We start from the raw sequence: 12567 nt of genomic DNA, 5'->3' as shown, positions 1-12567 counted from the left end.
TGACCAGACTCCCCCTGGTCCGCCTTATAGGGTGGCCGGGTGCGCTGCGCCGAACCGAAACTGATGACGATCGCGGTGGCCGCACTCGCGGCGGCAGGCCTGTCCGCTTGCGGGTCGGGCGACTCCACCGCCTCCAAGACGCCCGATCCGACCGCGCCGGCCGCCGCCAAGAAAACCGCCGCGCCGACCGTCGTCGCAGGTCCGAAGACCAGCGCGGCTCCGGCCGACCCCTGCGCCGTCAGTCTCACGGCCCCCGATATCGCCAAGGCGGTGTCCACACTGCCCGCCGATCCCCGCAGCAAGCAGGGCTGGAGCCCCGAACCGCTGGCCGGCAATTACAACCAGTGCGCGCCACTGTCGGTGGTGATTGTGAAGGCGAACACCAACGGCGAGCAGCCGAATACCCGCGCCGTGATGTTCCACCTGGGCCAGCTCATCCCGACCGGGGTGCCCGACACGTACGGCTTCAACGGCATCGACCTGGCCGCGACCACCGGCGATACCGTCGCGCTGAGCTACACCAACCCGGCCACCGGACTCAAGAGCGTCGTGCGGTTCCACTGGAACGGCAATGGCGTCGAGCTGATCGGCAACACGCACTAGGCGCGCAGCACCTTGTCCATGGCCTTGCCCTTGGCCAGCTCGTCGACCAGCTTGTCGAGGTAGCGGATCTTCTGCATCAGCGGGTCCTCGACGTTCTCGACGCGGACGCCGCACACCAGCCCGGTGATCAGTGCCGCGTTCGGGTTCAGCGTCGCCGCGGCGAAGAAGTCCTCGAAGGTCGTCTCGGATTTGAGATGCGCAGCCAACGCGGCCTGATCGAAACCCGTCAGCCAGCAGATGACCTGATCCAACTCAGCAGTCGTGCGCCCCTTCTTCTCCACCTTGTTGACGTAGTGGGGATAGACCGACGCGACGCTGGTGGTGAAAATCCTGCTCACTCCAGCCAAGGTAGCCCCGGTCTGTCGGCGGGCTGCCATATGGTGGCGACGTGTTCCTCAGTCCCGGCAAGCACTCCGATGGTGAGGACGCCGCTGTGATTTACAGCGCGTCCGACCTCGCCGCCGCGGCGCGCTGCGAGTACGCGCTGCTGCGCCGGTTCGACGGGCTGCTGGGCCGGGGACCGAAAGCCGTCGTGGACGACGATCTGCTGGCCCGCACCGCCGAACTCGGTGACGCCCACGAGCAGCGGCACCTGGAACAGCTGGCCGCATCCCGGGACAACGTCACGACGATCGGCCGGCCGCGGCCGTACACGGTGGCCGGACTGGTCGCCGCGGCCGAGGCCACCCGGGCGGCGGTCGACCGCCGGGAGCCGGTGATCTACCAGGCCGCGATGTTCGACGGCCGCTTCCTGGGTTTCGCCGACTTCCTGATCCTGGACGACGGCCGCTATCGCCTGCGGGACACGAAGCTGGCGCGCTCGGTGAAAGTCGAGGCACTCCTGCAGCTGGCGGCCTACGCCGACGCGCTGGAGCAGGCCGGAGTGCCGGTGGCGCCGGAGGTCGACCTGGTGCTCGGTGACGGCACCATCGCCAGTTACCCAGTGGCCGAACTGCTTCCGGTCTACCTGCCGCGACGGGCCGCACTGCAGCGGCTGCTCGACGAGCACCGGGCCGGCGGGGCGCCGGTGTCGTGGGAGTCCCCGGAGCTGCGGGCCTGCCATCAATGCGAGGACTGCGAAGTCGAAGTCCGCGAGCGGGATGACCTGCTGCTGGTGGCCGGGATGCGGGTGAGCCAGCGGGCCCGACTGCTCGATGCCGGGATCACCACCGTGCACGAGCTGGCCGAACACAGCAGCGCGGTGCCGGGACTCTCGTCCCGCATCGTGGCGAATCTCGTCGGGCAGGCGCGGCTGCAGGTCGCTCCCCCGGTCGACAACAAGCCCCAGTTCGAGGTGATCGACGCACAGCCGCTCACCGGGCTGCCCGAACCCGACCGCGGCGACCTGTTCTTCGACTACGAAGGCGACCCGCTGTGGACCGAGAACGGCCGGGACTGGGGCCTGGAGTACCTCTGGGGCACCTTGACCGCGACCGGGGATTTCCACCCGCTGTGGGCGCATGACCGGGCCAGTGAACGGCAGGCACTCGTCGACTTCCTGGCGTTCGTGCGCAAGCAACGCAAGCGGTACCCGAACATGCACATCTACCACTACGCCGCCTACGAGAAGAGCACGCTGCTGCGGCTGTCGGGGCGCTACGGCGTCGGCGAGGCCGAGGTGGACGAGCTGCTGCGCAGCGGCATACTGGTGGACCTTTTGCCGTTGGTACGCAAGAGCATTCGGGTCGGCACCGAGAGCTACAGCATCAAGTACCTGGAACCGCTGTACATGGGCGGCGAGTTGCGCGTCGGCGAGGTCACCAAGGCCACCGACTCCATCACGCAGTACGCGCGCTACACCGAACTCGAGGCGGCCGGGGAACACGAGGAAGCCGCGACGGTCCTCAAGCAGATCGAGGACTACAACCACTACGACTGCCGCTCCACACTGCGGTTGCGCGAGTGGCTGCTCGGGGTGGCGTGGGCCGAGGGCATCGCGCCCCGCGGGCCGGTCAGCGGCGGGCTCGCGCAACCCGAGACGGCGGTGCCGACCGACGACGCGACGCAACGCGCCCTGGCGAAGTACGCGGGTGACGGCACCACGGCACGCTCGGACAAGCAGCAGGCCGTGGCCATGATCGCGGCCGCCCGCGGGTACCACCAGCGCGAGGAGAAGCCCTTCTGGTGGGAGCATTTCGACCGGATCAACAACCCGGTCGACGAATGGGCCGACAGCACAGACGTTTTCGTGGCCACGACAACCCCGCACATCGCCGTCGACTGGAACACCCCACCCAAGGCCCGCAAGCCCCAGCGCCAGGTGCTGCTGCGCGGCGAGATCGCCGCCGGCACGATCCGGCCAGACGCTGAGGTGTTCGCGCTCTACGAACCACCCTCTCCGACCGGGCTTTCCGACGATCCGGACGTCCGCGCCGCCGGGACCGCGAAGGTGCTGGACTGCAACGAAGACGGCACCGAGGTGCTGATCATGCACCGCACCGGCAAGGACGGCGACGAGTTCGGCCAACTGCCCTTCGCGCTGACGCCCGGTCCGCCGCCGAACACCAAACCGCTGCGGACGTCGATCGAGACGACAGCCGGTGCGGTGGCTACCGGACTGCCGTCGTTGCCGCCCAGTGCGGCGCTGGACATCCTGTTGAGGTCCACCCCGCGCACCCTGTCCAAGGGACCACTCCCCCGCACCGGTGATACGGCGCGGGACATCGTTGCCGCCCTGCGGGATTTGGACTCGTCGTACCTCGCGGTGCACGGCCCACCGGGAACCGGAAAGACCTTCACCGCCTCGAAGGTCATGGCCGACCTGGTCAACCGCGACCACTGGCGCATCGGAGTGGTGGCGCAGTCGCACGCTGTCGTCGAGAACGTGCTCGCCAGCGTGGTCAAGGCGGGCGTGGACGGCCGGGTGGTCGGCAAGAAGCGTGCGCCCGAGGATGCGCCGTTCAGCGACGTCCCGGACAACCAGTACGCGCGCTTCATCGAGGACAGCAACGGTTGCGTGATCGGCGGCACCGCTTGGGATTTCGCCAACGACGGGCGTGTCCCGCGGGGTTGCCTGGATCTGCTCGTCATCGAGGAGGCCGGCCAGTTCAGTCTGGCCAACACCATCGCCGTCGCACCCGCGGCGAGCAATCTGCTGCTGCTCGGCGATCCGCAGCAGCTGCCGCAGGTCAGCCAGGGCACCCACCCGGAGCCGGTCGACGAATCGGCCCTGAGCTGGCTGGTCGAGGGACGGCACACCCTGCCCGCCGAACGCGGCTACTTCCTGGACGTGTCCTACCGGATGCACCCGGCCGTGTGCGCGCCGGTGTCGGCACTGTCGTACGACAACCGGCTGCTGGCTGCCGAAAGTGTCAGCGGTGCACGGCAATTGGCCGGGATCGAACCCGGCGTGCACCTGATGACCGTCGACCACGAGGGCAATGCGACCGACAGCCCCGAGGAGGCCGAGGCGATCATCGCGGCGATCGGCGGCCTGGTCGGCCGGCAGTGGTCCGACGAGGACGGCACGAAAAACCTTGAGCCCGAAGATATTCTGATCGTGGCGCCGTACAACGCGCAGGTGGTGCTGTTGCGCGAGCGGATGGACGCGGCCGGGTACGGCGATGTCCAGGTGGGCACCGTCGACAAGTTCCAGGGGCGGCAGGCCCCCGTGGTGTTCGTCTCGATGACGGCGTCGTCCATCGCCGAGGTACCCCGCGGCATGGGTTTTCTGCTGAATCGCAACCGCCTCAACGTGGCGATCAGCCGCGCGAAGTACGCCGCCTACGTGGTGCGCTCGACGTATCTGACCGACTATCTGCCGTCGACCCCGGACGGGATGATCGAACTGGGCGCGTTCCTGTCGGTGACCGCATGACGATGCCGCCGCCGGGTCCGCAGGTGCCACCCGTCAATCACATCTGGACGGCCGGTCCGTCAGATCGCCGGCACTTCACGTGGCTCTCCACGCGGCGGGCCCTGACCCAGTGGCAGCTGTGGTTGATCATCGTGGTCGTCAGCGGGTTCCTGGCCACTCGCGCGCCATCCATCGGGGCGGCCATCGGAAGCGTGATCGTCTCGCTGCCCTTCTTCGTCGGCGTGATTGTGGCGCTGACGTGGTTCCGCAGCTATCGAGCGTTGGGCCGCACCATGTTTCCCGGCGCTCAGTGGGCCTCCGGATTCAATGACTACGGGTTCATGTTGGCCACCCCGGCCGGCACCGTGACGGTCGACTGGGGCTCGGTCATCGCGATCCGTCCCACCGCTGAGCTGGTGACGCTGCAGACCAAGACGGGCCGCATCGGCATCCCGGCGCCGCTCGCGCGGCCGCCGGCTGTCGGGTATGCCGCCGGCCAGATCGCCCGCAGGCAACCGGCACCACGGCCATGACCCTTTTCGAGCGACTCACCGCGATCGTCGGCGCGGGATACGTCACCACCGACGCCGACGTGCTCGCCGGACGCGTCGTCGACCACACCGGCCGGTACCACGGCCGCGCGCAGGCACTGGTCCGTCCGGGCAGCGATACCGAAGTCGCGGCAGTGCTGCGGGCGTGCCGGGACGCGGGCACCTGCGTCACGGTGCAGGGCGGACGGACGTCACTGGTGGCCGGCACCGTCCCCGAACACGATGACATCCTGCTGTCCACCGAACGGTTGTCGGCGGTCGGCGCGGTCGATGCCGAGGAACGCCGGATCCGGGTCGGGGCCGGAGCTACCTGCGCCGCGGTGCAGCACGCTGCCGCGGCCGCCGGCCTGGTGTTCGGTGTCGACCTCGCGTCCCGCGATTCGGCCACCGTCGGCGGCATGGCGTCGACGAACGCCGGCGGCCTGCGCACCGTGCGATACGGCAATATGCGCGAACAGATTCTGGGCCTCGAGGTCGCGTTGCCCGACGGCTCGCTGGTGCGCCGGCACAGCCAGGTGCGCAGCGACAACACCGGCTACGACCTGACCTCGTTGTTCGTCGGCGCCGAGGGCACGCTCGGGGTCATCACCGGCCTGGACCTGCGACTGCACCCGAAACCGCCACACCGGGTGACCGCGGTGGCCGGGTTCGACGACCTCGACGCTCTGATCGGCACCGGGCGCCGGCTCCGGGACGCCGACGGCATTGCGGCGCTCGAGCTGATCGACGCCCGCGCCAGCGCCCTGACCGCCGAGCACCTCGGCGTGCACGCGGCCGTCGATGGCGCCTGGCAGCTGCTGATCGAAATGGCCGGCAACACAGATCAATCCGACATGCTCGCCTCAGCGCTGGGCGACGCCGAGCTGACTGGCGAACCGGCGGTGGGCGTCGACGGCAACGCGGCGCAGCGGCTGTGGCAGGTCCGCGAATCCATCGGCGAAGTGCTGGGGTGGTATGGCCCGCCGCTGAAATTCGATGTGTCGCTGCCACTTTCATCTGTGGCCCGGTTCGCCGACGCGGCAGCCGCGGTCACCGCCGAGCACGCACCCGAGGCCATCCCCGTGCTGTTCGGCCACATCGGCGAGGGCAACCTGCATCTGAACCTGGTGCGCTGCAACGTCTCCGACGAGACCGAACAAGCCCTCTACACCGCGATGATGACGCTGATCGCCGACTGCGGCGGCAACGTCAGCTCCGAACACGGCGTCGGCACCCGCAAGCGCGACTACCTGGGAATGTCACGCACCGACGCCGATATCGCCGCCATGCGCACCGTGAAGGCGGCATTCGACCCGACGGGCTACCTGAATCCTGCGGTGTTGCTGAATCAGACACGGGAAGTTTGACGATCCCGGCATATTGCCTAATCGAGTGACGCCGTCATCAACGTGGTGACGATGCCGTGCTTTCGCAGCGACCAAGGCCCTAGGAGTTGGGATAACCGAGCGCAGCGCGGACCTGGCGGACATGGTCAATACTCGGGTTGTCCGCGTTGCACCCCGGAACACAGATGTAGATTCCACCGTCAGCGCTAGTGGTGGAGATCCGATCGCCAAGTGCGGCGACATCCAGTGGCGTGCCGGATCGCACATACGTCAGCGAGCCGACAATCGCTTGGGGCGGCATATGTCCCTGTGCGCGTTGCGTTTTGCGGCTTGCAAGAGCAATGTGGTCCGGTTCCCAAGCGGCCACAAGTGCGCTCAGATAACGAGTGACTACTGCTTCATCGGTACCGTCCGCCAGCTGAAACAGCAAGTGATTGAACGGTTCCGGAGCGTCGACGAAGCCCGCACGGACTGAGTAGTCGAAATAGCGTCGGTCTGTCGAATCGAGCTCGCCAATACGTTCTCGAGCGAACTGGATGTGTTGTCCGGGTATTGCCGGCGGGCCCGCGTTGACGCGTTCGGTGGTCGCCGATATGGCACTCTTGACTGCTTCTACGTCATCCATATCGATTGACACGAGGTCGTTGTACTGGGATTCGAAGCTCGGGGATTGCCACACACCCCATGCCCGATAGACGCCCGATTCGTCGGGCATTAGCTCTAGCGAGCGCTGCAGACGCTCTGCGCAGGACCGTAGGTCGTCACTGCGATTTCCCCATCCACCGATGAATCTCAAGGCCACAAGTCCTACGACGAGTTCGGATAACCGAGCGCCGTGCGCACTTGCCGAATATGGTCCATGCTCGGGTTCTCGGGTGTTCCCGGGATGTTGATGTAGAGGCCGCCATCAGCCTCGGAGACCACCACCTGGTCGTCCACGGCATTAGTGTCAAAGTCGGTGCCGGCCTTGACGTACGTCAGCAATCCCACGAGAGCTTGGGGCGGCGTTTGCCCCTGCGCAGTTTGCACTTCATCGGTGGCGACACCGAGCCGGTCAGGCTCCCAGGCAATCACCAGCGCGCTCATGATCCGGGTCACCAAAGATTCGTCGGTCGCGGCGTCGGCCTCCAACAACACATGGTTGAAGGGCCTCTTCCTTCCGACAAACCCCGCCCGCACCGCGTATTCAAATCTGCTCGGGCTCGTCGGCAACCGCTCACCACGAGGCTCGCGGATCAGCAGGACATTGTGGCCGGGCGTGGCTTTCGGGCCGTCGTAGATTCGCTCGGTTGCCGTCACAATCTCCCGCTCAAGCACTGCGGGATCGCTGGCGTCGATGCTCGCGAACTTGTACCCAATCCCATCACCGAGAGGCACCCATACACCCCATGGGCCATAGGTATCGGGCTCGGGCGGCATGTATTCCAGAGAGTCCAGCAGCCGGCGCGTGCACGTCTCCAAGGAATCGTCCCGATTTCCCCACCCACCGATGAATGCAAGCGTCATGTAGTTCCTTTCGCGCGGCCGGAACCACGGTCCGCTGATCCCACATCTTTGGCCGCGGTAGCGTCAAATACTGTGCGCAGATTCGCCCCGGTCGTTGCCCTCACGTTGCCACTGCTTGCGATCAACTCGGCGCCCGACAGCCACGCGGCACCGGCCTGCGGCACCACCGATCCGAACCGCGCGCCCGCGGTGATCACCGGGTTCGACGGCTACGCCCCGGTGAACCTCTGCGACTACGCCGGACCCAAGCACTACGGCTGGTCGTCGTACCGGTTCAAGACCGCCGGGGATGTGCACTGCGAGCTGTACGACGGACCGAACTCGTGGCAGTACTACTCCAGCATCACGTGCTGGGGCAAGCTGCCGGGCGTGCCCACGGGCGTGACCCAGGTGGAGGTCGCAGCCGGCAGCGTGGCGACTTATGGCCAGGCTGATGTCAAGCAGAAGGAAACCCAGGACGGCGGCGTGCCCGTCGACCCCGCCAGTTACCGGGAGTTGGCCCCCGGCCAGAAGATCGTCGTACCCGGCGCCAAGGGGTCCGTCGACGAGAACGACGAAGTGTGCGCGACGGCGGGTGACGGATCACTCACCTGCGAGATCCAGAATCCTGGCGAAGCCTGGGGCCAGGACAAGAAGGCCCACGGTTTCGTGCTGTCGGCGCAGGGCAGCCGCGTCTACTGAGCTACATCGAGTGCAGGCCGTACACACCCGGATCGGTGGCATCGTCGTCTTCGCGGTAGTGCCGGCCCGGTCGTGACGGCACCGGATCGACGTGCACCGGAATCGGTGAGGTGAGCTGCTCTTCGGGTTCGGCGTACCAGGAGTCCCGCGGTTCGGAGTCGTACACGGCATCGAACGCAGCGCGGTCGACGGTGTACTCGACGTAGTCGTCGTCATCGGGAAAGTAGTTGGGCTCGGCCGGTTCCACATACCGAGCCGGCGCCGCAGCCGGGGTCACCTGACCGCGCAGGAACATCGCGGCCACGACACCGAACAATGCGACGAACGCCGGCAGCAGCAGCGACTGCGACATCGCGGTCGCGAACGGCTCATGCAGGAACGGCGGCAGGGTCACCTGAGCACCCTCGTCGGCGGCCGGCCGGCCGCCGGTCGGCATCTCGGCGCTGATCCGGGACGTCATGTAGGCGGCCATACCCGCGCTGCCCAGCACCGAACCGACCTGCCGTGTCGCGTTGTAGACGCCGGACCCGGCGCCGGCCAGCCGCGGCGGCAGGTTGCGGGTGGCGGTCGCCGCCAGCGGCGACCAGATGAACGCCATGCCGATGCCCATCGCGATGAACGGCAGCACCAGCTGCCAGATCGGCGTCGTCGGGGTCAGCCCGAACGACAACCAGGTCAGCCCGATCGCCAGCGCCGAGAACCCGGACCCGACGATCGGCTGCGGCGGATAACGGTCGATCAACTTGCCCACCAGCGGCGCCAGCATCCCGGACACCACAGCCATGGGCGCCGTGAGCAGGGCCGACCGCGTCGCGCTCAGACCCAGTACGGCCTGGGCGTGGAACATCACCGGCAGGATCATCGCGGTGACGCAGAACCCGATGGTGGCCACCGCCACGTTGGACAGGCAGAAGTCGTTGTCGCGGAACACCGTCAACGGAATCAGCGGCTCGTCCGGATTGACCGATTGCCAGTAGACGAAGGCCGCCATGAAGCCCAGGCCGCCGAGGATCACCAGCCAGATCCACCAGGCCCAGTCATGTGTCTGCCCCTCCTGCAGGCCGAACACGATGCCGAACATGCCGACGCCCGACAGCACCACGCCGAGCACGTCGAACCGGTGCCGCTCGGTGGGCAGCTGCGGGACCAGCACCCAGGCCAGAGCCAGGCCGACGATGCCGATCGGCACGTTCACGAAGAAGATCCACTGCCAGCCGAGGTGGTCCACCAGCACGCCACCGGCCAGCGGGCCGACCAGCGTCGCCACCCCGGCGGTGGCGCCCCACACGCTCATGGCCGCACCGCGGTGATCGGGCGGAAAGATGCGGGTGATCGTGGACAGCGTCTGCGGAGTCAACAACGCCGCACCCAGACCCTGCACCACGCGCGCGGCGACGAGCATCCCGATGCTGCCGGACAGGCCGCACCACAGCGACGCCAGCGTGAAGACGGCGAGCCCGGCCAGATACAGGTTCCGCGGCCCGAAGCGGTCACCGAGCCGGCCGGCGACCAGCAGCGGCACCGCATAGGCCAGCAGGTAGGCGCTGGTCACCCAGATGACACCGTCGTAGTCGGTGCCGAGCTTCTGCATGATGACGACGTTGGCGACGGAGACGATCGTGGAGTCCACCAGGATCATGAAGAAGCCGAACATCATGGCCCAGAGGGCATTCCAGGGTCGACTGACCTGCGCAGCACTCACCGACAAACTCCGGCGAAAATCAACGTTTGCATGCAGTGGGTATCAAGTCCGGTGGCCGGCGGACGTGCCGGCCTCGGCTTCGACGCTACGGACAGTCGCGGATCCGAACAAGTCAGCAGCTCGGCCATGGCGCCAAGGCCCCCGATGGGCCCGAGGGACTAAGCCCGGTGGCGTTCGTGTCCCGACTCGCCCATGTCCCCGACGGACAGCAGCGCCAACAGCGCGACCACCACGCCCGTCGTCATCACCGCCGCGAGAGCCAACTCACCGTTGCCCAGTGCGCCGACGAGGGGCGCCACCGCCGCGCCGAGACCGAACTGGGCAGCACCCAGTGCGGCCGCCGCGGTGCCGGCGGCATCAGGGTGACGGGCCAGTGCGACGGCAGGTGTGTTGGGAATCACCAGGCCCATCGCGGCCAGCATGGCCCAGACCGGAATCAGGAAAGCGGCCAGACCGCCCACGTGCAATAACGCCAGCGCGACGAACCCGAGGCCGAACACCGATGCGGCGACCAGCGCGACCAGAGCGATCTTCTGCGGCTCGAACCGGCGCAGCAGCACGACGTTGAACTGGGTGGCGCCGATCAGCGCGATCGCGCCGGCGGCGAACACCAGGGCGAAGGCCTGCTGGTCCAGGCCGTAACGCCCCTGCAGCACGAACGCAGCACCCGCGATGTACGCGAACAGGCCCGACATCCCGAGTGCGCCGACGATGACCAGCACGACGAACCGGATATCGCTCAGCACCTCGACGTAGGTGCGCAGAATTGCCCGCAGTTGTAACGGGCGCCGGTCTTTGGCCGCGAGGGTCTCGGGCAGGGCCAGCACCGCCACCGCGAGGATCGCACCACCGAGCACCGCGAGTGCGGCGAACACCCAATGCCACGAACCGCGCAGCAGCACTGCCGCGCCCAACGACGGCGCCAACACCGGCGCCACGCCCAGGACCAGGATCAACCGGGACATCACGACGGCGGCGACCGACTCTTCGAACAGGTCACTGACGACAGCGATGGCCACGACGGAGGCTGCGGCGGCGCCCACGCCCTGCAGCGTGCGGGCCACGCCCAGCACCTCGATGTTCGGCGCGAACAGGCACAGCACCGAGGCCGCCATGTGCAGCAGGATGCCGGCGACCAGGGGCCGACGGCGGCCCAGCGCGTCCGACAGCGGGCCGACGATCAGCTGCCCCAGGGCCAGCCCGCCGAGCGTCCCCGTCAGCGTCAGCTGCGCCACCGACGACGACAGCCCCAGCTCAGAGGCGATGCGCGGCAGCGCGGGCAGGTACATGTCGATGGTCAGCGGGCCCAGCGCGACCAGCAGGCCCAGCACCACGATCATTCGGGTGCGACTCGGCGCCGGACGTACCTCCGGTGCCTCGAGGTGCGCGCCACTACCGGCGGCGTCACCCACCGCTGTCAGATCCACAAGGGGCGATGCTGCCATGAATATGGTTAGCAATGCATACCGGTTTTTTCTTCCCGGCAAACCAGGCAGGTCCAGATGCATTTACCGGCTCAGCCGGTGCCGGGCACTCAGATGACGCGCCGATCGTTGACCACGCGATAGCCTGAAATCCTGAGTACGGAGATGGAGAGGCCGGCCGATGAGTGCTCGCTCCAGCATGAAGGGGCAGTTGCCTGTGAAGCATGACGCCCGCGACGAGAATCCTGGCGCCGCCGCCAAGGCACTGTCACACATCCTCGAAGGCGGAGCCCGGGTGCAGGCGCCGGCCGTGGCGGCCTACGTGAACAGGTTGCGTGAACACAAACCCGGCGCCACCCCGGCCGAGATCATCGCCAAGCTCGAGACCCACTACCTCGCCGCGACCATGGCCAGCGGCGCCGCAGTCGGGTCGGCCGCCGCCTTCCCCGGCATCGGCACCATCGTCGCGATGTCGGCGGTCGCGGGCGAGACCGTGGTGTTCCTCGAAGCGACCGCGGTGTTCGCCCTGGCGGTCGCCGAGGTGCACGGCATCCCGGTCGAACAGCGGGAACGCCGGCGCGCTCTGGTGCTCGCGGTGCTGGTCGGCGATGAGGGCAAGCACGCCATCGGGGATCTGCTCGGCACCGGCCGCACCAGTGGCGCCTGGCTGGCCGACGGCGCGGCGACCGTGCCGCTGCCGGCTGTCTCGCAACTGAACTCACGGCTGCTGAAGTTCTTCGTGAAGAAGTACGCGCTCAAGCGTGGCGCCATCGCCTTCGGCAAGCTGTTGCCGGTTGGCATCGGCGCGGTCATCGGTGGCGTCGGCAACCGGTTGATGAGCAAGAAGATCATCGAGAACGCCCGCGCGGCGTTCGGTCCGCCGCCGGCGCGGTGGCGGCAGACACTGCACGTGCTGCCCGAGGCGCGGGATTAGCAAACTCTCCGTGGCGCTGAGGCACCAATACTTGACCATTCACTG

The 12567-nt window shown here is 67.7% G+C and carries 11 protein-coding genes; 6 read left to right on the top strand and 5 right to left on the bottom strand.

The window, feature by feature from the left end:
• The first annotated feature begins 63 nt into the window (after positions 1-63).
• Entirely contained in the window at positions 64-603 is a 540-nt protein-coding gene (locus AC1U2B_RS10735; protein WP_071285564.1) for an LppP/LprE family lipoprotein, read from the top strand.
• On the opposite strand, the gene AC1U2B_RS10730 is transcribed toward AC1U2B_RS10735, so the two are convergent.
• The gene (locus AC1U2B_RS10730; RefSeq protein WP_480216781.1) at positions 600-980 is read right to left on the bottom strand and encodes a DUF2200 domain-containing protein; all 381 of its coding nucleotides are present in this window, start codon (positions 978-980) and stop codon (positions 600-602) included. The two genes, AC1U2B_RS10735 and AC1U2B_RS10730, sit on opposite strands and share 4 nt — an antisense overlap.
• An 11-nt stretch (positions 981-991) precedes the next feature.
• Between AC1U2B_RS10730 and AC1U2B_RS10725 the strand changes: the two genes are divergently transcribed.
• The 3 genes from AC1U2B_RS10725 to AC1U2B_RS10715 are packed head-to-tail and all read left to right on the top strand — an operon-like array spanning position 992 to position 6296.
• Positions 992-4420 (top strand): TM0106 family RecB-like putative nuclease, encoded by a 3429-nt coding sequence (locus AC1U2B_RS10725; protein ID WP_480216780.1) that lies wholly within the window; start codon positions 992-994, stop codon positions 4418-4420.
• On the top strand, positions 4417-4932 hold the full coding sequence (locus AC1U2B_RS10720; RefSeq protein ID WP_480216779.1) for a hypothetical protein: 516 nt from the start codon (positions 4417-4419) through the stop codon (positions 4930-4932). Before AC1U2B_RS10725 ends, AC1U2B_RS10720 begins: the two co-directional genes overlap by 4 nt.
• Positions 4929-6296, top strand: coding sequence for an FAD-binding oxidoreductase (locus tag AC1U2B_RS10715; protein ID WP_480216778.1), 1368 nt, complete (start codon positions 4929-4931; stop codon positions 6294-6296). Before AC1U2B_RS10720 ends, AC1U2B_RS10715 begins: the two co-directional genes overlap by 4 nt.
• Positions 6297-6375: 79 nt before the next feature.
• Here the strand turns inward: AC1U2B_RS10715 and AC1U2B_RS10710 are convergent, their stop codons facing one another.
• Positions 6376-6990, bottom strand: a complete 615-nt coding sequence (locus AC1U2B_RS10710) for a hypothetical protein (RefSeq protein WP_480216777.1) — start codon at positions 6988-6990, stop codon at positions 6376-6378.
• A gap of 92 nt (positions 6991-7082) precedes the next feature.
• Positions 7083-7781 (bottom strand): hypothetical protein, encoded by a 699-nt coding sequence (locus AC1U2B_RS10705; protein WP_480216776.1) that lies wholly within the window; start codon positions 7779-7781, stop codon positions 7083-7085.
• 72 nt (positions 7782-7853) lie between these two features.
• Here AC1U2B_RS10705 and AC1U2B_RS10700 point away from each other — a divergent pair, with 72 nt between their 5' ends.
• Positions 7854-8462: a hypothetical protein gene (locus tag AC1U2B_RS10700; RefSeq protein WP_480216775.1), complete on the top strand. Its 609-nt coding sequence runs from the start codon at positions 7854-7856 to the stop codon at positions 8460-8462.
• 1 nt (position 8463) lies between these two features.
• Here the strand turns inward: AC1U2B_RS10700 and AC1U2B_RS10695 are convergent, their stop codons facing one another.
• On the bottom strand, positions 8464-10119 hold the full coding sequence (locus AC1U2B_RS10695) for an MFS transporter (RefSeq protein ID WP_480216864.1): 1656 nt from the start codon (positions 10117-10119) through the stop codon (positions 8464-8466).
• 203 nt (positions 10120-10322) lie between these two features.
• Complete coding sequence (locus AC1U2B_RS10690; protein WP_480216774.1) at positions 10323-11609, bottom strand: Bcr/CflA family efflux MFS transporter; 1287 nt, start codon at positions 11607-11609, stop codon at positions 10323-10325.
• A 160-nt stretch (positions 11610-11769) separates the two neighbouring features.
• Between AC1U2B_RS10690 and AC1U2B_RS10685 the strand changes: the two genes are divergently transcribed.
• Positions 11770-12522 (top strand): hypothetical protein, encoded by a 753-nt coding sequence (locus AC1U2B_RS10685; protein WP_260942430.1) that lies wholly within the window; start codon positions 11770-11772, stop codon positions 12520-12522.
• Positions 12523-12567 lie beyond the last annotated feature (45 nt).

Source organism: Mycolicibacterium sp. P4_G11 (assembly GCF_056555145.1).
This window is presented reverse-complemented; position numbering and strand designations above follow the sequence as displayed.

Bases quoted from the DNA above. Each gene is read 5' to 3' on its own strand.
- AC1U2B_RS10735 (WP_071285564.1), top strand. From the start codon at position 64: ATGACGATCGCGGTGGCCGCACTCGCGGCGGCAGGCCTGTCCGCTTGC.
- AC1U2B_RS10730 (WP_480216781.1), bottom strand. From the start codon at position 980: ATGGCAGCCCGCCGACAGACCGGGGCTACCTTGGCTGGAGTGAGCAGG.
- AC1U2B_RS10720 (WP_480216779.1), top strand. From the start codon at position 4,417: ATGACGATGCCGCCGCCGGGTCCGCAGGTGCCACCCGTCAATCACATC.
- AC1U2B_RS10715 (WP_480216778.1), top strand. From the start codon at position 4,929: ATGACCCTTTTCGAGCGACTCACCGCGATCGTCGGCGCGGGATACGTC.
- AC1U2B_RS10710 (WP_480216777.1), bottom strand. From the start codon at position 6,990: ATGCCCGACGAATCGGGCGTCTATCGGGCATGGGGTGTGTGGCAATCC.
- AC1U2B_RS10705 (WP_480216776.1), bottom strand. From the start codon at position 7,781: ATGACGCTTGCATTCATCGGTGGGTGGGGAAATCGGGACGATTCCTTG.
- AC1U2B_RS10695 (WP_480216864.1), bottom strand. From the start codon at position 10,119: ATGATGTTCGGCTTCTTCATGATCCTGGTGGACTCCACGATCGTCTCC.
- AC1U2B_RS10690 (WP_480216774.1), bottom strand. From the start codon at position 11,609: ATGGCAGCATCGCCCCTTGTGGATCTGACAGCGGTGGGTGACGCCGCC.
- AC1U2B_RS10685 (WP_260942430.1), top strand. From the start codon at position 11,770: ATGAGTGCTCGCTCCAGCATGAAGGGGCAGTTGCCTGTGAAGCATGAC.